This is a genomic window from Psychrobacter sp. ER1 (genome assembly GCF_048631835.1).
Lineage (GTDB): Bacteria > Pseudomonadota > Gammaproteobacteria > Pseudomonadales > Moraxellaceae > Psychrobacter.
The window spans coordinates 427,204-449,099 of sequence record NZ_CP184640.1; the positions used below are offsets into that span (position 1 = coordinate 427,204).

The window sequence follows — 21,896 nt, forward strand, 5'->3', positions numbered from 1 at the left end:
TTGTACTACTTTTAAATTGAATCGATTATATCTAGCCACATTTAAAAATATTTTATGCCTAAAACAGCATAAAAGGGCGGGCAAGAGAAAAAGTTCAACGGGTAAATCCTTTATTTTATTGGCTATTTATCTGTGTTATATAGTCATTTAATTCGCTCATCCTAAGGTGAGGTTTTTTGCGCTCACAGCACAAATTTTCATGTTACACTTAATCTTTCGCGATGATATCGATGCAAATGTACATCGATTTTATTGACGAATCAGTCAAGTTAATAACAGGTCAGTCGCCTGTATTTATTCTTATTTCAATCTTTGCTAATAGACTCCATTCACAATAATGGTCGTACCATAAAACAGACTGCAGAAAAACAACGTGCAGAGGTATCAGCGTACTTCAGCGACGTTGACGCAGTAGTTGTTTTATTGTGGGCAGGCTATAAGCTTCTTTTCAATGACGTTTTTTAATGACAGTCACTACTTAGGACATCACTATGTTTAAAGATATTTCTATCAAAGATTTTGATCCAGTACTTGCTGAAGCGATGGCCGCAGAAAGCGTTCGTCAAGAAAACCACATCGAGCTTATCGCCTCTGAAAACTACTGCTCACAAGCAGTGATGGAAGCACAAGGTACTGACCTTACTAATAAATACGCAGAAGGTTATCCTGGCAAGCGTTATTATGGTGGTTGTGAGCATGTGGATGTGGTTGAGCAATTGGCCATTGACCGCGCTAAAGAGTTGTTCGGTGCAGAGTATGTGAACGTTCAGCCACATTCTGGTAGCCAAGCAAACTCAGCCGTATTTTTAGCATTGTTAGAGGCAAATGACACTGTACTAGGCATGAGCCTAGACGCTGGTGGTCACTTGACGCATGGCGCCCACATCAACTTCTCAGGTTTGAACTACAATGCCGTACAGTACGGATTGGTAGATGGCACTGGCCTTATTGATTATGACCAAGTAGAGAGCTTGGCGCGTGAGCATAAGCCAAAAATGATCATCGCGGGTTTTTCAGCATATTCACAAGTAGTTGATTGGCAGCGTTTCCGTGACATCGCGGACGAAGTAGGCGCGTATCTATTGGTCGATATGGCTCACGTTGCAGGCTTGGTTGCTGGCGGTGTTTATCCAAACCCAGTACCTTTTGCTGATGTGGTTACAACGACGACGCACAAAACTCTACGTGGCCCACGCTCAGGTATGATTTTGGCACGTGATGAGGTACTGGCTAAAAAGCTAAACTCAGCTGTATTCCCAGGCAACCAAGGTGGCCCGTTGATGCATGTCATCGCAGCAAAAGCGGTTTGCTTTAAAGAGGCGTTAGAAGATAACTTCAAAACGTATCAGCAGCAAGTAGTGAAAAACGCGCAAGCGATGGCAAAAGTGGTTCAAGAGCGCGGCTATGAAGTCATCTCTGGCGGTACTGAAAACCATCTAATGCTGATCAGCCTAGTTAAGCAAGAAATGACGGGTAAAGAAGCAGACAAATGGCTTGGTGAAGCACACATCACTGTCAACAAAAATGCTGTACCAAACGATCCAAAATCACCATTCGTGACTTCTGGTATTCGTATCGGTACGCCAGCTATTACTACTCGCGGTTTCAACGAAGCACAAGCGGGTGAGTTGGCAGGTTGGATCTGTGACGTACTAGACAGCCGCGGTGATGAAGCAGTTGCTACTGAAGTACGCGGTAAGGTAGAAGCCATCTGCAAAGAGCTACCAGTGTACGAAAAAACCAGTAAGTATTCACTGACTCTATTTGAGAGTTGTATAACAAAAAACCGCTTAGCACTTGCTAGGCGGTTTTTATTTTTAATAACAGTTAAGGAAGATACGATGTCTATTTCAACAACTATGTCATTTTGCTTTTGTAGTGTTCGCGAGGAAAATTTAACCAGCATACTTGTTGGTGATATGACACTGGATGAGCTAAGAGAAAATCGCGATAACCAATACTTAGATGTGAGACAAGCGTCTCTTGAAAATTATACGGAAGAACTGGTTGAGTTATTGGGAGAGGGGCATTATGCCTTGTGCGATTTGTTGTTTTTGGCAAACAATAGCACCCCGCTGCATGAGCAGCATGACGGTTTATTATACAATGTGGCCGTCGTACCTGAGATCGTCAAAGCGTTTGCCGCGACAGACTTAAAAAAATTGGTACACGATATCGGCTACCACGAAGCAGAGAGCCAAGAAGGTTTGAATACGTTTCGTGAGAATTTAAATCACGTTCACGAGTTATTTAAGTTTGCAGAAGAGAATAAGCTCAACGTGATTGGGTTTACGCTTTAGTGAGTCGATCATGTTGCTGCATGACGCCGCACCTAGACATATTTGAACCGAATGTCAGATAAATAAAAACCGCCCAATATTATTGCTAGGCGGTTTTATTCATTCAAATAATTGTGCGATAAGAGCATGCTCATGCAATAAGGGGCAAATTTAAACCCTACGAATATTTAGAACCTCAGCCACCGAGTTGATTGAGTCCTAATGCCAGCACCAAACCAATAGCAGTGCTGATACCCGCCCAATGGTTGCCATCTTTAAATGCAGACGGAAAAACTTCTGTCGCTAATGAAGCAATAACTGCCCCTGCGGCAAAACAGTCAATTGCACTAATTACTGCATCATCGACATCTTTGAGAAGCGTTTTGCCAATAATAGCTGCTAATGATAATAAAATAGCTGCCCCAATCCATAGCATGAGTATTTTTTGTGACTGCTACCACCATCGCGCATTTGTTTGGCACCGCCTGCGGCTTCTGGGAGATTTGATAATAAAATAGACCCTGCTAGTGCCGCGACTTGTAAAGCGTTACCACCAATCAGCGCGACGCCAAGCGCTAAGTTTTCTGGGATACCATCAAGCGTAATAGCAGCAAGCAAACCTGCCCCGCCTTTGTTTTGCATTTTTTCATCAATCAGATAATCAATACCCGTAAAGACCACTGCGCCTAACACGGTAAAGGCGACAGTCGTCCACAAACCACTCTCGCCAATCGCAGGTTGAATCATCTCAAGTACCACTGAGCTCATGAGCGCACCACCTGCCAGCGCAAGCAGATTGCCTTGTATCCAGTCAGGCATGTAGCCGTATAGACCCCATAATGCACCAATAATGAGTGCGCCTGAAACCACAAGAATAATGGCAAATACCAACATAAAATGCCTCGATACTTTTAATAAGTTTTAATAATTCTGAGTAATGTCTATTGATACGATGAATGGCGGTGAGATCACATCGTATTTGATAATAATGCTATCACACGATGTGACCCATGCAATCTCCTCAAGATTAATCACGGCTTAAATACGCTCAGACGTAGTATTACATAAACGGCAACTTGGTGAATATTTGCAATATCGTGGCATTGACGATATCGACAAAGAACGCACCAACCATTGGCACGATTAAGAAGGCTTTCGGCGAGGGGAGATAGCGATCCGTGACTGCTTGCATATTGGCAATCGCTGTCGGGGTAGCTCCCATACCAAAACCGCAATGTCCTGCTGAGAGTACTGCCGCGTCATAGTCTTTGCCCATGACTTTAAAGGTAATGAGGTAGACGTAGATAATCATGATGATGGTCTGTACGATCAATATGACCAATACAGGCCCTGCCAAATCCGTCAACTGCCACAGCTTCAATGACAGTAACGCCATTGCCAAAAACAGACTCAAAGACGCATTACCAAATACATCAATCGAGCGATCAAACATCTCAAAATTGAAGACCATCGTTAGTACATTGCGAATGATGACGCCGCCTGCCAGTGCCCAGACGAAAGTAGGCAGCTCAAACCATGTACCTTCAGCAACGATGGCCATCACATCGGCAAAAGCCAAAGCACCTGCGAATAGTGCCAAAGTCTCGATAGTAGAAGAAGCGGTGATAAAGCGCATGCTATCAGGTCTTTCAAAGATATCTTTATTACTACCTGCAGACTCCTCATCGTGTTTGGTGCTATATAACGACTGTGCACCAGCAACTTTTTCGATATCGCTAGGATCAGGGTTGGCTGGCGTTGGTTTTAGGCCAAGTCGATTAATCAAGCGACGGGCAACAGGACCGCCAACAATACCACCCGCGACCAAACCATAAGTAGCAACCGCGATACCCAATGTAGTCGCACCGACTACACCGTAGTCTTGTTCTAGCGTGATTCCCCAAGCGCCTGCTGTACCATGACCACCCGTTAGAGCGATAGAACCTGTCACTAGACCGAGCAAAGGATCAAGTCCCAATGCACTTGCCATGGCCACACCAACGACGTCCTGCAATACAATAAACACTGAAACAACGATAGTAAAAATCAATAATGGTGTGCCGCCTGCTTTTAATCGACTAAAATCAGCGCTCAGACCGATGGAGGCAAAGAACATCAACATGGTGGCGGTCTGCAGCCCTTGATGAAAGTTAAAACTATATCCCCAAACCATATTGAGAGCATAGACAACAATCGCCGCTACCAAACCACCAGCAACCGGTTCTGGAATATTAAAGTCTTCTAAAAACTTGACTCTCCGCACCAAAAGCCGCCCAAGTAGCAGCACTAAGGTGGCCAATATCAGGGTGTAATAACCGTTTAAGGTAATCTCCATAGGTTAATCCTTTCTATAAAATAAATTAACCTGAATTCGGGATAAATATGGCTTTATCTCGAATTCAGGTTTCTATGATGACGAATAATTATCGGTGACTATCGGCGGTCAAGCTTGCAATATATAGGCTGTTAACGACTAAATCTCTAACGCATAAGCTTCATCCTCAGATGGCACGATGACCCACAATTGTGGTTTGCCAAATTCTCTAAAGGCATCCTCAATGATGCTTTTAAAGACATTGAAGTCCTCAGTGTTTATCCTTTTGACGTCTGTTAAATCCAGCCTTAAATGAACTGCTTCACTGTCTGTTAGACAATCCCATGCACTGTCCCAGTTGTGCGAAAAATAACTAGGAAAGTCACAGGCCTTGGCCAAACTCGTCAATAGCTCAGTTTTTTCGAGCGTGTCACCGACGGCTATAGTAACAGCCTGCGCAGGAATGCTAGTACCCAGTGCTGTACCGTTTTGGTTAATGTGGTCTTGATTAACATGGCTTTGATTAACGTAGTGGATGGCTTGGTTCACACTTTCTCGATTCATATCGGCTTGGTTCGTATTCGTTTGTTTCATATCAGCTCTTTTCATATTAAGGCACCTGTAGTCTTTGGAAACTATCATAGTGATCGACAGTCAAGTAATAGACAGTAGGTGGGTTGCCACCTGTGACGATACGCCGTGCGCCGCGATGAGAGACACCAGGGGTGGGCACGGTATATTCGCGATAGTAGCCTTGTGACTGGGCGGGTAGTCTGCCTTCACGGTTATAAAACGTCGTGCCATCTTTATTTGGATACGGAAACGGGCCGCCTTGCTGAATAAGCGCAATCGTATTATCGACCTGTGCGTCACCCGTTATACCAGCAGTAGTGGTTTGGCTCGTATTATTAGTGACGTCTTGCGATACCGTTGTCGACTCGATGCTATCAGCAAACAATGTCGAATTTAAATCGCCAAAGAAATAGAAAGCGACGGCGATGATAGCGATAAGGCTAAATAGTGTAGAGCCTAAGCTTCTTTTATTGGGTTTGCTATTGTGACTGCTACGATTTGAGTTACGAGTGCGTTGATGGCTATTTCTATTGGCATTAGTAGGTGTATAGCTTGGAATATCTGATGCATTATCTTGGTCAAGGCTCAACGAAGATGAGGTCACTTCAGTGGCTCTCAATTGATTTTTGTCGTTAAGAGCACTATTGAAATAGACGCTTTGACCAACCGTTATAGGCTTCGCCAATCTTGCTTTGCTAATATGAAAGAACACATCTTCACTTTGATTATCTACATCGATAAAGCCGTAGCCTTTATCTTCATTCCAGTGCTTAATCTTGCCACTTTGCATGGTCGTACCGCTCCCTATAATTTAAATGCCTTAACTAAAATACTTATGATTTAAACGAAGAAACGCCAGCGTAATTGCTGACGTTTCTGATTACTCGTTTCGATAGTCGATTCTAGTATGATTAAGCACGGGTTTCGCCATGACCATAAACGATCCATTTTTGCGAAGTCAGACCTTCGAGACCGACAGGGCCACGTGCATGGATTTTGTCCGTTGAGATACCAATCTCAGCACCGAGACCGTATTCAAAACCATCAGCAAAACGGCTAGAAGCGTTAATCATCACGCTGGCTGAGTCCACTTCACGGATGAAGCGTTGCGATTTGGTATAGTTATCAGTGATGATGACATCGGTATGATGGCTGCCGTGCGTATTGATATGCTCAATCGCCTCATCAATACCTGAGACCACTTTTACCGCTAGGATAGGGGCTAGGTATTCAGTATCCCAATCCTCAGAGGTGGCAGCTGATAGATGACCTTCAAGCTTAGCATTTTTATTTAAGATAGCTTGTGACTTGTCATCAAGGCGTAGTTGCATTGCGTCATCAGCAGCGACGATGGCCTCTGCTATTTTAGGCAATAGCTCATTAGCGACTGTTTCATCGACCAGTAGCGTCTCCATCGTATTACAAGTGCCGTAGCGATGTGTTTTGGCATTCACACTGACCTTAATCGCAATCTCAGGATCCGCATCACTATCGATAAAGGTATGGCAGTTACCGTCTAAATGCTTAATTACAGGTACTTTGGCATCGTTGCTGATACGCGCAATCAGACCCTTACCGCCACGTGGCACGATGACATCGACATATTCAGTCATGGTAATCAGCTCACCAACGGCTGCACGATCGGTCGTCTGTAGTACTTGTACACTGTGTTCCGATAGATCAGTATGGCTAAGTCCTTTAATGATACATTTGGCAATCGCTTGGTTAGATTCAAATGCTTCAGAACCACCGCGTAAGATAATGGCGTTGCCTGACTTGAGCGCCAGTGAGGCAGCCTCTAATGTTACATTAGGGCGCGACTCATAAATCATACCGACTACGCCAAGTGGCACACGCATTTTGCCCAAATGAATCCCTGATGGCTGATAGGTCATGTCAGTGACTTCACCGATTGGATCAGGAAGGCCAGCGACATCTTTAAGACCTTGTAGCATACCGTTAAATCGTGCTTCATTTAGCTCTAAGCGGTCGAGGAGTGCGCTATCAAGATTGTTTTTTGACCGTTGTCCATATCGATTTTATTGGCTGCCAAGATGTCTTGTTTGGCATTGACCAGCTCATCATGAATGGCCAAGAGTGCTGAATTTTTATCGCCAGTGTTGGCGGCAGCCAGCGCGCGAGAAGCAGCTCTTGCTTGCTTGCCGACAGACTGCATATAGGTCGTAATATCCGTAGTATTCGATTGACTCATAAATTATTTTCCTTATGTGATACAGGTTTTTTATAACTAAAAGCGCCCAATTTATATAGGTAAAAGTACCTAAAAAGGCGAAAAATGTCGCAAAAAAGAAGTTTTGAATGCCTACTTAGATAGCGGTAGGTCATTATGCTATTTAACATAGAGCAGATTGAGACGATAGTAAAGATGATTTTGTGAACAGAATCCGCTTTGCAGCGCTCTTGTAGGGGCCTATTTAAAGTAATATTGCTCATGCTAAGTGGTGTTTATTTAAGATAATCGCGTTATCAGTACTACACTATATCTTTACGTTTTTTAACAGAATTGCGCTGTAAATACTAAGGTAGCTGCGAGATATCCTCAGTATAGTAAGCATTAAAACAGCAAGGCTATCAGTAGATAGTACTTAATCTTATTATGATAAGTGATGGAGAACGAACATGGCTACGAAAAATACAACTTATAAAAATTGGTTAACGGTTGGCTTGGTCGCAGGTGCTCTAGCATTAGGCGCTTGTAGTAAAAAAGACGACACACCGATGGAAACTGAAGCTGATACTACTGTAGATGCTCAAACCTCTGTAGAAGAAAGTGCAACAGCGAGTGACAATGACGATGTGGCCGTTGCTAGTGCCGATGATGAGGGTATGGACGTTACCAATAACGATGATGTGGCAGTGGCGACAGCAGAAGATGAGGATATGATGGACGGTACTGAAGACTCAGAGCATGTATCGACGTACTAATCGCATATTATAGAATGCACTAGCTACATATTAGATGTACTAAGCACATACTATAAATAGGCAGTTATCAGATAACACAACGTCTCGTATTCTAAAGTGATAAAATAAAGCCCAGAGCGATAAATGCAGTCTGGGCTTTTTTGTACTCCGGTTTATTAGAAGCTGATTAACCCGTTGGTTAAATACAATATTTGCCTTTTTACTGCGTAATAAGAGACAATATGGCATTTTTCTCTTTGCCTCATCAGGCATATTACGATAATGCCTCTAGATGCTTGTACTATATATAGATATAGCTCTTATTTTATTCGTGTTTTCACTCATATTTATTGGAAGTCTGCTGAACCATGCTTGATACTGCAAAAAACCCGACTCGGCCTATCGCCCTAGACTTACAAGACATCCATAAAAGCTACGGCTCATTAGAGGTATTAAAAGGGGTATCCCTGACTGCCTATGATGGCGATGTCATCTCTATTTTGGGCTCATCTGGCTCAGGTAAGTCGACGTTGCTGCGTTGTATTAATCTTCTAGAAAACCCCAATCATGGTCGTATCTTGATCGGTAATGAAGAGCTGATGCTAAAACCTGCCAAATCAGGTGAGCTACAAGCAGCAGACGTAAAGCAGCTAGAAAGCCTGCGCGCACGCGTCGGGTTTGTCTTTCAGAACTTTAATCTGTGGCCACATAAAACCATTCTACAAAACATCATCGAAGGACCAACGCAGGTCTTAAAGATTAAAAAAGACCAAGCAATTAGCGATGCAGAAAAGCTGCTCGATAAAGTCGGCCTGCTCGACAAAAAGACGCTTATCCTGCCAACTTATCTGGTGGTCAGCGTCAGCGTGTCGCAATCGCCCGTGCGCTTGCTATGCAACCACAAGTCCTATTGTTTGATGAACCAACCTCTGCGCTAGATCCTGAACTGGTCAACGAAGTGCTTGCTGTAATGCGCGAGCTAGCAGAAGAAGGACGTACGATGCTTATCGTTACTCACGAAATGCGCTTTGCCCGTGAAGTATCAAGCAAAGTCGTCTTTTTACATCAAGGTGTGGTTGAAGAAATTGGCACACCTGAGCAAGTCTTTGATAACCCTACCTCTGAGCGTGTTAAAGACTTTATGGCGTCACACCGTCCTACTTAGTTATTAGTTTTTTGCCTAGTATCATGTCCAATACAAATGGTGGCAACACTCTTGTCACCATTTATCTTGCCAAACGTAAAATCACTGTAATGTAAGCATTGTTGACTGTTTATTGCCCGATGATAACTATGAGTATGCAAAACGTTTGTTTTTGATATTTTACTCAGGTATTATCAAAAGGTTTATAGGCCGTCACGTCTCGCGGCTGTCTGTTATTCTGCTATCTATATTGCTTGTCTGGCAGGGACGTCAGAGAACAAAATATCAGAACCCTAAGTCAGAAAATCCTGTCAAAAACTTATGTAAAACCCATCAGAATTTAAGGAACGTATGATGTCGAATTCTCGCCTATTGTGGTCATCAATGACCGTTACTGCTGCATTGATGTTGAGCGCTTGTAGCCAACCTGCCGATGAAACAACCGATACCAACGCTGACGCCCCTGCAGCAGAAACCACTGGTAAAACCATTCGTATCGCTACCGAAGGCGCTTACCCTCCATTCAACTACACCAACGCCGACGGCAGCTTGGCAGGTTTCGATATTGATGTTGCCAATGCTTTGTGTGATCAAATGCAAGCCAAGTGTGAAATCGTTGCACAGGATTGGGACGGTATTATCCCAGGTCTATTGGCACAAAAATATGATGCGGTGATTGCAGGTATGTCTATCACTGCTGAGCGTCAAGAAAAAGTTGATTTCAGCGAGCCGTACTTTGCCAATACGATGGTATGGTTGACCAATACGGATGGTGGTTTTGATCCTATGGCGATTAAAGATGCAACGCTTGGTGGTCAACGTTCTACTACGCCAGGTGCTTATCTACAGGATAACTACGAAGGCAAAGAAGGCAACACAGTTCAGTTGTATGACAACTATGACAATGCCTATCTAGATCTAAAATCTGGTCGTAGCGATGCCGTATTGGCCGAAAAAGTTTCTGCCAAATCATGGTTAGCAGAAAACGCAGCGGGCTTCGGTATCGTTGGTGATGAAATTGATAACGATGACAATATTGCCATTGCTGTACGTAAAGGTGACTCACTCAAAGCTGACTTTGACAAAGCATTGAGCGAAATCCGTAGTAACGGTGAGCTTGCACGTCTTGAGCAGATGAACTTTGGTCAATAATGACTCACTGAAGATTTATGCTTAGAACACATAACGTTTGATACAAGTAATCTTAAAACTGGGCATGTTTCAAATAAACAGTGTTTATAAGCATAAATCAGCAAGCAGTGATTGACGATACAGTTGGTAAATATATTAAGGGATAAAACTTATGACAATTTCAATGACATCATCAATGAGCAAAAAAGCACTGTGGCTAGCACCGCTTAGCGCAGCAATGCTAATGCTGGTAGGTTGTAACAATAGCTCAGCACCAGCAGAAAATGCTGAAACTGATACCGCTACTGAAGCGCCTTTAAATATCAAAATTGCGACAGAATCAAGCTATAAGCCTTTTAGTTATACCGATGCAGATGGCAAGCTGATTGGTTACGAGATTGAGCTGGTTGACGCACTATGTGCACAGATGAAAGCTGAATGTGAAGTCATCTCTCAAGATTGGGATGGTTTGATTCCAGGGCTTAACGCGCAGAAATTTGACGCAGCTATCGCAGGTATGTCTATCACGCCTGAGCGTAAAGAAGTGGTTGATTTCAGTGACCCTTACTTCCATAGCGGTATCATCTTGATCGGCAAAAAAGGTGATGACTTAAGCGTAGAGTCACTAACAGGTCTACCAATTGCCTCACAGCGCTCAACTGTTGCCTCGCAATACCTACAAGACGAGCATGCAGATGCTGATATCAAGTTATATGATACGCAAGACAATGCTTATCTAGATCTGACCTCAGGCCGTGTGCGCGGTATGATGTCTGACAAAGTAACGGGTATCGACTGGTTAAAAACAGACGCAGGCAAAGGCTACGAAGTTAAAGGTGAAGAAATCAGCACCAATGATGACGCAATGGGTATTGCTTTCCGTAAAGGCGATCCGTTAATTGCTAAGTTCAATGCAGCATTGGCTGAGCTAAAAGACAACGGTACCTATGATCAAATCACGGGTAGCTATTTCGGTACTAGCTCAACGGCTGCAGTACAAAAAGCGGTGGCAACAACTGATAGTGTCGAAGAAGTAATGGTCGCTGAAGAAGAAGCGCCAGCTAACTAATACGATATCTAGCAGTTTGACTGCTGTTGTTTGAAGACGTGTTGTTTACTCAAGAAAAAACCAAGGATGATCATGAGCAACCATTGTGCCCCAATCTGTACCACGACTGGCAAATCTAACATTAATGTAGCCAGTCGTCTGTCTATGTCATTGCTTGCACTAGCGACGGCCTTTACCGTTGCTGGCTGTAGCAATAGCCAAGAGAGTGCTGCTGATACCAATCCAGAGGCTACCGAAACAACGGCAGTATCTACAGGTGATGTATTACGCATCGGTACAGAAGGGGCCTATGCGCCTTTTAACTATACCAATGCTGATGGGACACTGGGTGGTTTTGATGTTGAGATAGCAAATGCACTTTGTGCGGATATGCATGTGACCTGTGAGATTGTGGCGCAGGACTGGGACGGTATTATCCCCGGCCTAAAAGCAGGTAAGTATGATGCAATCGTGGCCGCGATGTCCGTTACTCCAGAGCGTTCGCAGCAGGTGAGCTTTACCGATCCGTACTTTAGCAATGCCTTGGTCTTTTTGGCCAAAAAAGACAGCAGCTTTGACCCTAGTAACAACAGCGATATCGACTCGCATTCTATTGCTGCACAGCGTTCAACCATTTCATCGCAGTGGCTAGAAGACACGTATCCAAAAGCCGATATGAAGCTTTATGATACGTTGAGCAATGCGTTTTTGGATCTCGGTTCAAACCGTGTCGATGCGATGATCTCTGATAAGCTGCCTGCCATAGAATGGCTGAGCTCAAATGCTGGTAGCAAATATGCGCTTAAAGGTGATGAGATCGATATTAATGATAACTTTGCCATAGCAGTACGCCCAGGCGATCCGCTACAAGCAAAGATCAATCAGTCTCTTGCTAATATAAAAGCTAATGGTACTTACGATAAAATCAATCAAAAGTACTTTGCGGTGCCAGCGTCTGCAACGAGTACAGTTGATGAAGACGCAAATACAGGCACAGATACAAATACTGCCGACCAACCAGCGACAGAAAACGTTAGTTAATAGCGAATAGCTAATAGTAGTCAAAGACAGCAGTCAAAAAATCGTGTTTTGATCAATAAAAGGATATCGCCTTCATGGTGATGTCCTTTTTATTTGTCGTTATAGCAACGAATATACATAATAGCCGCCTATCAATTTTGCTCAAATTTAGTCGGCTGATTGTATGTCTCTAGAGGCAAGTGTCTGTTTAAGTACGGTTTAGGCGCAGCTTTTACGCGTCAGTATTAACATCACGGCGAGTGAATATGATAAAATCAGCGCTCATTTCTACTGTGTCAATTATCGCAGCGTTAATCGTATTCTTCTGACGTCATTTTTTGACGCCGACCATCCCTATTGATTTGGTATAAAATACGGTGTTTTGCCGCGTTCAGCTATTGATGCTGATTCTTTTAACTCATATTTTGCAAATTGCTAATATAAAGAGACTGAGTGGATAATCGTGTTTGACTTACAAGGATTTGGCGCGCTTTTATTAAGCGGCGCTACCGTCACCATACAGCTAGCTGTGACCAGTTTAATCATTGGTTTGGCTTTAGGCTTGCTCGGCGCAACCGCAAAGATGTCCAATATCTGGTTGCTGCGTAAACTTGCGACTGTCTATACTGCGACGATGCGCGGTATTCCTGAGCTGCTATTGGTGCTCTTTATCTATTATGGCGGCTCTATCTTATTGATGAGCATCCTCAAAAAGTTCGGCTATAACGACTATGTCGAGATTAGTGCTTTTTGGGGCGGTGTCATGGCGCTGTCTATTGCTTTTGGTGCCTATGCGACTGAGATTTTTCGCATGTCCATCCAAGAGATTCCAGTAGGGCAGCGAGAGGCTGCGCAAGCGATTGGTATGCGTCCTTTTCAGACTTTTTATCGCATCACTTTGCCGCAAGTGTGGCAGATTGCTTTGCCAGGTTTGGGTAATCTGTTTCTGGTACTGCTCAAAGATACCGCATTGGTATCGGTCGTGGGTCTCAAAGACATCATGTATCAGTCATCGCGTGCGGCACAGTCTACACAGCAGCCATTTACCTTTTATATGGCAGCAGCGATTATTTATTTGGGTCTGACCATGTTGATTACTGGCTTTATGATGTGGCTTGAGTGGCGCGCCAATCCTGCGGCACGCTATGCCAAAAAGATAAGCCGTCAATCCACTCACAGTCAATCGACCATAGGGTAGAGGAGAGATACTATGGATTGGAATTGGCAGGTCATTTTTGACCATATCCCTGATTTACTAGGCGGCGCGGTATTGACCGTACAGCTGGTTTTGTTTTCAGGTGTGATTGGATTGCTGTTTGGTTTGGTTTTGGCGTTGTTACGACTGTCTAAGAATTGGGTGGTACAGATACTACCGTTTCTGTATATTTTCTTTTTCCGTGGTACGCCGCTATTGGTACAGATATTCCTGATTTATTACGGTTTAGGTCAATTTGAGGCCGTACGCGAGTCGTTCTTGTGGGAGCCGGTACTTAGCCAAGCATATTGGTGTGCCATCATCGCCTTTACCCTGAATACCAGTGCTTATCTGGCAGAGATTATACGCGGTGCGATTCAGACGATTCCGATTGGAGAGCTTGAAGCTGCTGATGCGCTTGGCATGTCAAAATGGCAAAAGCTAACACGCGTTACGCTGCCGCGCGCATTTGGTATTGTGATTCCAGCGTACAGTAACGAAGTTATCTTTATGCTAAAAGGTAGTGCGCTAGCTTCAACTATTGCATTGATGGATATCACAGGTGTTGCTCGTACGATTAGTGCGCGTACCTATACCTTGATGGAGTTATTCTTTGCCGCTGGTATCGTCTATTTATTGCTGTCGTGGGTTATCTTGTTTAGCTTTAGAATGTTTGAAAAGCGTATGAACCGCCACGCCAGTTATGTACCACCAGATGTCGTGACCAACACGATTCCATAGTGAGCAGTTAGCAACTAAAAATCGTCAAAGTCACTGTAGACAACATAGTATGGACTGCTGATAAAATAGCCGTCATTTACAGGGAGAGTTTAGTATGAGCCAATCGCCACATGAATCATTAGCGAACGCCATTGCAGCTGGTGTCAATGCCGAGCAGGGCGCTATCAATCATAATGAAAGATTGCGTACTTCTATTGGTAAAGTCGTCTGTATCGGTCGCAACTATGCGGCCCATGCTGCAGAGTTGGGCAATGAAGTGCCAACCACACCAATACTGTTTATGAAGCCTGCATCTTCAGTGGTCTCTATCCGTGGTGATGTGGTTCGCCCAAGTCCAGAGTTATTTGGCGAGACTCACTACGAGGCCGAACTATGTATTCAGCTATCAGCTGACTTATCTATGGCGACGATTGAGCAAGCTCAGCAAGCGATTGGTGGCGTGACATTGGGACTGGATTTGACCTTGCGTGATTTGCAAAGCAAGCTAAAAGAAAAAGGTCATCCGTGGGAGCGTGCTAAGTGTTTTGACGGAGCTTGCGTCCTTGCTGATTGGGTCGACCCACAAGCGTTTGGCAATCTGCAGAATGTACAGTATCAGCTATCTATCAATGATAAATTAACGCAAGATGGCGATAGTGCCTTAATGCTATTTCCTGTCTATGAATTGCTGGTCAATATTAGCCATGCCTTTAGCTTGCAAGCAGGGGATGTAATTATGACTGGTACGCCAAGCGGCGTTGGTGTGTTGCAAGCAGGCGATCAGCTTAAACTAAAACTGGGTGCTCATGAGTGGGTATCACAAGTACAGTAAGCTTGATTGCAATAACAAACGCATATTAAAAACCCCGAGCTATTGCTTGGGGTTTTTGCTTTTAAGCCTTTATATTTATTTTTTAAACTTGCTAACTGCCAAACAACTCTAACTATCTAATCATTCTATTTTTTAAGAATCATCAGTACACTCGATTGTCATCAGTTTGTCACCTATTGTTCAGCGTGCTGTCATAAAGGTTGAGTAGACTTAAGCGGAATTCGTATTTTTGTGGTCGTAATTATAAAGCCGCGATCAACTCTCTGCCAATCTAGCCTAATAGCAAGGTGACTGATAATGACATTATTGAACAATGAGCGAACGCTTGCCCACGAAGTGGTTGAAGACTCAAATCCTACTAATAATACTGACTTTCAGACGATTATCAATCGTCGATTGAACCGCCGTAGTATCCTAAAAGGTGGCGCAGGGTTGACGGCTGCTGCGTTTTTTGGCGCATTACCTTTGGTCGGTTGTAGTGACGACGACGATAGCAGTATTGTTGGTGATGACGATAATGCCGCTATCCCTGCACAAGGTGATTTAAAGCGTCCTAATACCTTAAAGTTTGAAGCAGTCGCGCATTCAACGGCAGAGACAATGACCGTAGCAGCAGGCTACAAGGCAGAGATGATATTACCGCTTGGTACACCGCTGAACTCTGGTATCGAGGATTGGAAAGACAATCGCGAGCAATCAGCAGAGTCATTTGAATGGCGTATGGGTGACAATCATGATGGGATGTGGTTCTTTGGCAAAAACGGTAACGCTTACGATGCCAAAGCGTCAGAAAACAGCTTGTTAGTCATGAATCATGAATACGTTAATAGCAATGAGCTTAGCCCATTTGGCTATTACGTCACTCAAGATAACGAAGCTGCGCCTATCTTTCAAAACCGCCGTCTCGCAAGCGACGTCCGCCGTGAAGTCAACTGTCATGGCGTCTCAGTGGTCGAGTTAACTCGCCGTGCAGATGGTATGGGTTATGAGATGGTACCTGACTCTAAATACAATCGTCGTATCACCAGTAGTACAACAGCACAATTGGCTGGCCCTGTGGCAGGCTCTGCTCTGGTCAAGACCAAGTTTGATCCGACAGGCTATCAGACTCGCGGCATCAATAATAACTGCGGCGCAGGTCTGTCACCGTGGGGTACTTATCTGACTACCGAAGAGAACTTCTTGGGGTGTTTGCCCGTGGACAAGATGCCAGCCAATTGAGCGCTGGTGATAACTATGCGCGCGAGCGCTACGGTGCGGTGGAGGACTTCCCAGGTTGGGAGTATCTATGGCATACCCCAGAGGCAAAGGATGCCAAAATAGCAGACGAGTTCTCACGCTGGGATATGACCGCAGTCGGTGCCAGTGCTGCGGAAGATTATCGCTACGGCTTCAACACTTTCGGTTATATTACTGAGATTGACCCATTTGACCAAAACTCTATACCGCAAAAACGTACTGCACTGGGCCGATTCGCTCATGAAAACTGCGCGTATGCTCCGGTTGAGCAAGGTAAGCCAGTAGTCTTCTATATGGGTGATGACGCCCGAGGTGAGTACATTTATAAGTTTGTCTCCAAAGCAATGTGGTCCAACTCGGACATCGGCGGCGGACTAAAAGCAGGTGACAAGTATCTAAATGACGGCACGCTATACGTGGCGGTATTTAACGAAGATGGTAGCGGGGAGTGGAAAGCTCTCGTCCATGGTCAAAATGGACTGGATGCTTTCAATAGTGTATTGCCATTCAATGGACAAGATGAAGTATTGGTCTTTGCTCGTGCAGCTGCCGATACTGCTGGTGCTACCAAAATGGATCGACCTGAATGGGTATCGGTCAGTCCTATGACAGGCGATGTCTATGTGACATTGACCAATAATAAATATCGCGGCGTACGTGACGACCAGCCTGTCTCAGCTTCCAATCCGCGTAGCTATCAGTCAAGCGGAAAGTCGCTTGGTAATGACAATGGCCATATCATTCGCTGGGCAGAAGCAGGCGGCGACCATGCTGCAACGAGCTTCGAATGGGATATTTATCTGTTTGGTGCGCCAAGTGATTTATCAGCAGAAAACCTTTCTCAATTAAATGACAATAATGACTTTTCTTCACCTGATGGACTGTATTTTGACCCGCGTGGTGTCTTATGGATTCAGACAGATGACGGCGCTTATACCGATACCAGTAGCTGCATGTTGCTCGCGGCACTACCTGGCAAAGTCAATGATGGAACGATGACTACCACATCGGCAAGGCAGTCAACCCCAGTCGGCACATCTGCTAGCAATGACAATATTAAACGATTCTTTGTCGGTCCTGAAGGATGCGAAGTAACAGGTATTACCATGGCACCAGATTTCAAAACGCTGTTTATCAACATTCAGCATCCTGGTAACACATGGGGCGCTGTCGCTGGCGGTAGTATTCCTCGCTCAGCGACTGTGATGATTACTCGCGAGGATGGTGATGTCATACTGGCAGAATCATTTGATACGGCTGATAGCACGATATAGATAGATAAGCTATAAGCACTTATTAGACACAACCATAAAAATCCCAAGTTAAGACTTGGGATTTTTTATTGTCATATTGATTTGATGGCTAAAGAGACCGTCTATCAGTAATCTGGCTCTGCTAGTCGTCATCCCGCTCTAAAGTCAAACCATTTACTTCTATTTGCTGCCGTTACAGGATAATATAGACCATTACTTTTTTCGCTGAATGTGCAAATATTATGAGCAGTCCAAAGGTGTTTTATAACGACAGTGTTAGTGACAGCGACGCTCAAAATGATAGCAGCTATACTCGTACTCATCATGAGCTCGATGCGCATTTTGTCCCAGATGCGAGTGTACCGCTACATAGTCATCTATATGAACAAATCGACCAACTCGAAGCCATCGATATGGATGAACTGGTTAAGCTATTAGCAGATGCGGATGACAGTGATGGAATCAACAAAACACCTGTGTCTTTGGCTGATTTTTTTGAAGGATTGGCTCAGCTTGCCACCATGGGTGTGGTTGAGATTACAGAAATCGTAGAAGCCATTCACCGTGAAGTTATTTTGCGTCCGCTAGGCCGCTTCAATGACAAACATTTAAATAAATGGTCGCGCGGATTTACTGGACGTATCTATGGCACGATACGTCATGTCATGCAAATGGTCGGTAATAATCTAGCGTCTGTACTACGCATATACAAAAACCTGATTCTCCAAAAGTCAGTGCAGCCACTACCAGATTCACTAAAAAAGCTGGTCAATGTGCTCAATGGTGTCATGGGTGATCATCTTGTCAATAATCAAAATGCGCTCGCCATTCCGATGATGCTATACACTCAAGATGGCAAACCACAAAGTGAGGTACTATCAGGTCGCATTGCTATTTTGTGTCATGGTCTATGCATGAGTCATTTGAGCTGGCAAGCACAAGCAGATAACGATTTAGGTGAGGCCATTCATATCAGCCAGCCTGATACCACAGTGTTGTATTTGGATTACAATACAGGCCGACGCATCTCTCGTAGCGGTCGCAAGTTCTCTCAATTGCTACAAGCGCTGGTCGATGACAACCCAAATATCAGTCAGATAGATCTGGTCGGACATAGTATGGGCGGTTTGGTCTCTCGCAGCGCACTGTTTTATGGCGAGCAAGACCGCCTAGACTGGATAAAACGCGTGGGCAATCTTATCACGCTAGGTTCGCCGCATCATGGGGCAGTGCTTGAGCGTATCGGTAATTACGTGCAAGACATCATTGCCAAGCTGCCATTTGCAGGCTCACTGGCCAAGCTCGGTGATATGCGCAGTGCCGGTATTATCGATCTACGTCATGGCAGTATTCGTGATGCAGATTGGAAAGCATTAGAAAGACGTAGTGTCCTACCACAGGATTTTCGTCATCCTGCACGGCTGCCAAGTGGTATCAAAACCTATTTTGTTGCCAGTGCGTTGCTTGAGACGCATTATGATTCTAAGGTAACGGACCTGCTAGGGGACAGCTTGGTATCGGTGGCTTCAGCGTTAGGCGAGGATGACGCTGAGCATGCTTTGTTTGTGCCAGATGGTCACAAAGCAGTGTTTTATGGTGTTAATCATATGAACTTGATTCATAGTAGGCGAGTGCGCGAACAGGTTGTTGAATGGCTGCTAGATAATGGTCGCAGTGACTATGCTGGACGTCCGCGCATACACTCTTATCCTAGAAGTTTGGATGTGGCGGTGTAGTGATTTAATGATAAAAACAAAAACCCTCAAGTATGACGCTTGAGGGTTTTTTTATAAACATTGACTTATAGTAAGTAAGAAAACTTACTCAGCAAATATTGCTGCTACATCATCTTTATTGAACTTATAGACTTCACCGCAGAATCCACAATCCATCTCAAATGTACCACCTTGCTCTTCGACGATATCTAACGCTTCCGCTTCGCCGATTTGCTCGATTGCCATCTCGCACTTCTCGCGTGAGCAAGTACAGCCAAATGATAGGGGCGCAGGCTCAGGGGCAACGATGTTTTCTTCGTGATACAAGCGATAAAGGATTTCGTTAGCATCCAGTGTCGTTAGCTCTTCTGCTTTTACCGTACGCGTCAATACAGACAAGCGCGTCCATAAATCATCATCGATACCTGCATCTTGGTTTTGCTCAACTTCAGACGTTTCTTCAGCAGTACGCGGTAGCATTTGTACCAAGATACCACCAGCTTGCAGGCCGTCAGATGCCAAGTTAATCAACGTTGGAATCTGGGCTGACTGCTTTTGATAATGTGCTAAGCAGTCCGCTAGATTGTCGTGGCTACGCTCAACGATACCTTGGTATGGCTCACCGCCATCAGGCTGAATATTGATAAACAATACGCCTTGTCCCATCGCACCAAGTTCAGCAAATGCTTCTTTGGCATGGGTCATATTGTCCCACGCTTGTACCTGCTCATCCGTCTCGCCTTTCCAGCTAGCAAGCGCACGAATGATACCGTCTTGATCGCATTCTGCCATCGCCCAGTTTAGTAAGCTGTCACTGTCTGATGATTGCAACTGAATAGATAGGCGGCCGTTGATTTTTACCGTACTGATTAGCAAACTCGCTGCCGTCAGCATTTCACCCAATAAGCGTTTAATGGCTTCAGGATAGGGCTTTTGTGCAATCGTGCTCGCGTAGCTACGTGATAGGCGTACCACATCACCGCGCACGGGTGAGTCTTCAACAAAGAAACGTTGGCGAATGTCGTTGCTGCCATGGTTGCCAGTAGTTTGGCTGTCCGTATGTGGGACTTGGATATCTTGAGTCATAAGTCATTTGTAGTATAGAGAAGTTGTTTGCTTTATGGGGATTACTGCCAATTTATCAATCTCACTTAGTAGACTGTTTTGACGATTATAAGCAGCAAAGGTTAATAACGAGCTTAAAAAACCAAGCAGCTGTTTGTACAAAGCTCTGAGTAGATAGCCGCTATGAGCCATCAATTTATAGTTAGAATATAAATATATTCATAAATATGTACTCTCTCAAAAAAAATCACCCTCTACTGCAAATTTGTTGTACAGTAACATTAAGTTGCATTGTGATAAACAACAGCAACAACCGTACGGATGCGGGGCAGTCGGGTCAATCAGACCTATGTCGTCCAAGCACTCACTCAATCTTGCGATAAAAGGATGTATTTCATGACATACTCATTTTCCAAACCGTTGACTTTAGCTGCTGTTATGGCATTAGGCTTAGCGGGATGTAACAACAGTAGCCAAACCAGCACTGATGCGCCAGCAGATGATGCAACGACGACAGAAACCACGACCAACGGTACGCTACAGAAAATCAAAGACTCTGGTACTATTGTCGTCGGTCACCGTGATTCCTCTATTCCTTTCTCTTATATCGCTGATGATCCTAACCAACCGATTGGCTATGCACACGACTTGGAAATGAAAGTGGTTGAAGCAGTTAAGCAAAAGCTAAACATGCCAGACCTCAACGTTCGCTATAATCTAATTACTTCGCAAACTCGTATCCCATTGGTACAAAACGGCACGGTAGATTTTGAGTGTGGCTCAACCACCAATAACGAAGAACGTCAAAAGCAAGTTGCATTCTCTAATGGCTTCTTTGAAATTGGTACGCGTCTATTGACCAAAAAAGACTCTGGTATTCAAGATTTTGAAGACCTAAAAGGTAAAACTCTGGTAACGACAGCAGGCACGACTTCAGAGCGTTATATCCGTCAGTATAACGATGATAATAAAATGGATACCAATATCATCTCAGCAAAAGATCATGGCGAAGGCTTCCTAATGCTAGAAAATGGTCGCGCTGATGCCTTTATGATGGATGATGTACTGCTCGCAGGCGAAAAAGCCAAAGCAAAAATCCTGATGAGTGGGTCATCGTCGGTACGCCGCAGTCGTTTGAAATCTATGGTTGTATGATGCGTAAGGATGATCCTGAGTTCAAAGCTGTGGTCGATGAAGCACTTGCTAATGTGTTTAGTTCAGGCGAAATCAATAGCATTTATGACAAGTGGTTCTTGAACCCAATCCCACCAAAGAACGTCAATCTAAACTTTGAGATGTCAGACAACTTAAAGGCCTTGATTGCCAGTCCGCATGACAGCGCTCAGCCTAAAGAAGCAGCAGCGCAGTAACGCTCATTGTCCCTCAACATAGCTTGCCTATACGTTCAGATAGCCAGTATTTTATTTGACGTATAGGCTTATC

At 44.4% G+C, this 21,896-nt stretch carries 14 protein-coding genes and 5 pseudogenes; 12 read left to right on the top strand and 7 right to left on the bottom strand.

Annotated elements, in window-relative coordinates; all coding sequences use genetic code 11:
- Positions 1–491: 491 nt before the first annotated feature.
- Positions 492–1,736, top strand: a pseudogene (gene glyA / locus ACOBWA_RS01960) (serine hydroxymethyltransferase); the annotation flags it as partial.
- A gap of 739 nt (positions 1,737–2,475) precedes the next feature.
- Here glyA and ACOBWA_RS01965 read toward each other — a convergent pair.
- The 6 genes and pseudogenes from ACOBWA_RS01965 to ACOBWA_RS01990 all read right to left on the bottom strand — a co-directional run bounded on the left by ACOBWA_RS01965 (position 2,476) and on the right by ACOBWA_RS01990 (position 7,378).
- Positions 2,476–2,715 (bottom strand): hypothetical protein, encoded by a 240-nt coding sequence (locus tag ACOBWA_RS01965; protein WP_420230080.1) that lies wholly within the window; start codon positions 2,713–2,715, stop codon positions 2,476–2,478.
- The gene (locus ACOBWA_RS01970; protein WP_420230081.1) at positions 2,679–3,173 is read right to left on the bottom strand and encodes a ZIP family metal transporter; all 495 of its coding nucleotides are present in this window, start codon (positions 3,171–3,173) and stop codon (positions 2,679–2,681) included. Before ACOBWA_RS01970 ends, ACOBWA_RS01965 begins: the two co-directional genes overlap by 37 nt.
- Positions 3,174–3,339: 166 nt before the next feature.
- Positions 3,340–4,614, bottom strand: a complete 1,275-nt coding sequence (gene gltS, locus ACOBWA_RS01975) for a sodium/glutamate symporter (RefSeq protein ID WP_420230082.1) — start codon at positions 4,612–4,614, stop codon at positions 3,340–3,342.
- Between the two features lie 138 nt (positions 4,615–4,752).
- Positions 4,753–5,187: a barstar family protein gene (locus ACOBWA_RS01980; protein WP_228707088.1), complete on the bottom strand. Its 435-nt coding sequence runs from the start codon at positions 5,185–5,187 to the stop codon at positions 4,753–4,755.
- A gap of 16 nt (positions 5,188–5,203) precedes the next feature.
- A complete protein-coding gene (locus tag ACOBWA_RS01985; RefSeq protein ID WP_420230083.1) occupies positions 5,204–5,956 on the bottom strand; it encodes a ribonuclease domain-containing protein in 753 nt (250 codons plus the stop codon).
- 121 nt (positions 5,957–6,077) lie between these two features.
- Positions 6,078–7,378: pseudogene (locus ACOBWA_RS01990) on the bottom strand (glutamate-5-semialdehyde dehydrogenase).
- A 428-nt stretch (positions 7,379–7,806) separates the two neighbouring features.
- On the opposite strand from ACOBWA_RS01990, the gene ACOBWA_RS01995 reads away from it, so the two are divergent.
- The 10 genes and pseudogenes from ACOBWA_RS01995 to ACOBWA_RS02040 all read left to right on the top strand — a co-directional run bounded on the left by ACOBWA_RS01995 (position 7,807) and on the right by ACOBWA_RS02040 (position 19,409).
- The gene (locus ACOBWA_RS01995; RefSeq protein WP_420230084.1) at positions 7,807–8,112 is read left to right on the top strand and encodes a hypothetical protein; all 306 of its coding nucleotides are present in this window, start codon (positions 7,807–7,809) and stop codon (positions 8,110–8,112) included.
- 347 nt (positions 8,113–8,459) lie between these two features.
- Positions 8,460–9,256: pseudogene (locus ACOBWA_RS02000) on the top strand (ABC transporter ATP-binding protein).
- Between the two features lie 330 nt (positions 9,257–9,586).
- On the top strand, positions 9,587–10,387 hold the full coding sequence (locus ACOBWA_RS02005; RefSeq protein WP_179799075.1) for a transporter substrate-binding domain-containing protein: 801 nt from the start codon (positions 9,587–9,589) through the stop codon (positions 10,385–10,387).
- Positions 10,388–10,538: 151 nt separating this feature from the next.
- Positions 10,539–11,435: a transporter substrate-binding domain-containing protein gene (locus ACOBWA_RS02010; RefSeq protein WP_420230085.1), complete on the top strand. Its 897-nt coding sequence runs from the start codon at positions 10,539–10,541 to the stop codon at positions 11,433–11,435.
- Between the two features lie 72 nt (positions 11,436–11,507).
- Positions 11,508–12,455: an ABC transporter substrate-binding protein gene (locus tag ACOBWA_RS02015; protein WP_420230086.1), complete on the top strand. Its 948-nt coding sequence runs from the start codon at positions 11,508–11,510 to the stop codon at positions 12,453–12,455.
- Positions 12,456–12,897: 442 nt separating this feature from the next.
- A complete protein-coding gene (locus ACOBWA_RS02020) occupies positions 12,898–13,632 on the top strand; it encodes an ABC transporter permease (RefSeq protein ID WP_057758316.1) in 735 nt (244 codons plus the stop codon).
- A 12-nt stretch (positions 13,633–13,644) separates the two neighbouring features.
- Entirely contained in the window at positions 13,645–14,370 is a 726-nt protein-coding gene (locus tag ACOBWA_RS02025) for an ABC transporter permease (protein ID WP_101205569.1), read from the top strand.
- Positions 14,371–14,551: 181 nt separating this feature from the next.
- Positions 14,552–15,181, top strand: coding sequence for a fumarylacetoacetate hydrolase family protein (locus tag ACOBWA_RS02030; RefSeq protein WP_420230699.1), 630 nt, complete (start codon positions 14,552–14,554; stop codon positions 15,179–15,181).
- Between the two features lie 297 nt (positions 15,182–15,478).
- Positions 15,479–17,694 (top strand): annotated as a pseudogene (locus ACOBWA_RS02035) (PhoX family protein).
- A gap of 221 nt (positions 17,695–17,915) precedes the next feature.
- Entirely contained in the window at positions 17,916–19,409 is a 1,494-nt protein-coding gene (locus ACOBWA_RS02040) for an alpha/beta fold hydrolase (RefSeq protein WP_420230087.1), read from the top strand.
- Between the two features lie 84 nt (positions 19,410–19,493).
- Here the strand turns inward: ACOBWA_RS02040 and ACOBWA_RS02045 are convergent, their stop codons facing one another.
- Complete coding sequence (locus ACOBWA_RS02045) at positions 19,494–20,474, bottom strand: Hsp33 family molecular chaperone HslO (protein ID WP_420230088.1); 981 nt, start codon at positions 20,472–20,474, stop codon at positions 19,494–19,496.
- 375 nt (positions 20,475–20,849) lie between these two features.
- On the opposite strand from ACOBWA_RS02045, the pseudogene ACOBWA_RS02050 reads away from it, so the two are divergent.
- Positions 20,850–21,823, top strand: a pseudogene (locus ACOBWA_RS02050) (glutamate/aspartate ABC transporter substrate-binding protein).
- Positions 21,824–21,896: the final 73 nt, after the last annotated feature.

Bases quoted from the DNA above. Each gene is read 5' to 3' on its own strand.
- ACOBWA_RS02025 (WP_101205569.1), top strand. From the start codon at position 13,645: ATGGATTGGAATTGGCAGGTCATTTTTGACCATATCCCTGATTTACTA.
- ACOBWA_RS02045 (WP_420230088.1), bottom strand. From the start codon at position 20,474: ATGACTCAAGATATCCAAGTCCCACATACGGACAGCCAAACTACTGGC.
- ACOBWA_RS01965 (WP_420230080.1), bottom strand. From the start codon at position 2,715: ATGCTATGGATTGGGGCAGCTATTTTATTATCATTAGCAGCTATTATT.
- ACOBWA_RS01980 (WP_228707088.1), bottom strand. From the start codon at position 5,187: ATGAAACAAACGAATACGAACCAAGCCGATATGAATCGAGAAAGTGTG.
- ACOBWA_RS02005 (WP_179799075.1), top strand. From the start codon at position 9,587: ATGATGTCGAATTCTCGCCTATTGTGGTCATCAATGACCGTTACTGCT.
- ACOBWA_RS02040 (WP_420230087.1), top strand. From the start codon at position 17,916: ATGAGCAGTCCAAAGGTGTTTTATAACGACAGTGTTAGTGACAGCGAC.
- ACOBWA_RS02015 (WP_420230086.1), top strand. From the start codon at position 11,508: ATGAGCAACCATTGTGCCCCAATCTGTACCACGACTGGCAAATCTAAC.
- ACOBWA_RS01985 (WP_420230083.1), bottom strand. From the start codon at position 5,956: ATGCAAAGTGGCAAGATTAAGCACTGGAATGAAGATAAAGGCTACGGC.
- ACOBWA_RS01970 (WP_420230081.1), bottom strand. From the start codon at position 3,173: ATGTTGGTATTTGCCATTATTCTTGTGGTTTCAGGCGCACTCATTATT.
- ACOBWA_RS01995 (WP_420230084.1), top strand. From the start codon at position 7,807: ATGGCTACGAAAAATACAACTTATAAAAATTGGTTAACGGTTGGCTTG.
- gltS (WP_420230082.1), bottom strand. From the start codon at position 4,614: ATGGAGATTACCTTAAACGGTTATTACACCCTGATATTGGCCACCTTA.
- ACOBWA_RS02010 (WP_420230085.1), top strand. From the start codon at position 10,539: ATGACAATTTCAATGACATCATCAATGAGCAAAAAAGCACTGTGGCTA.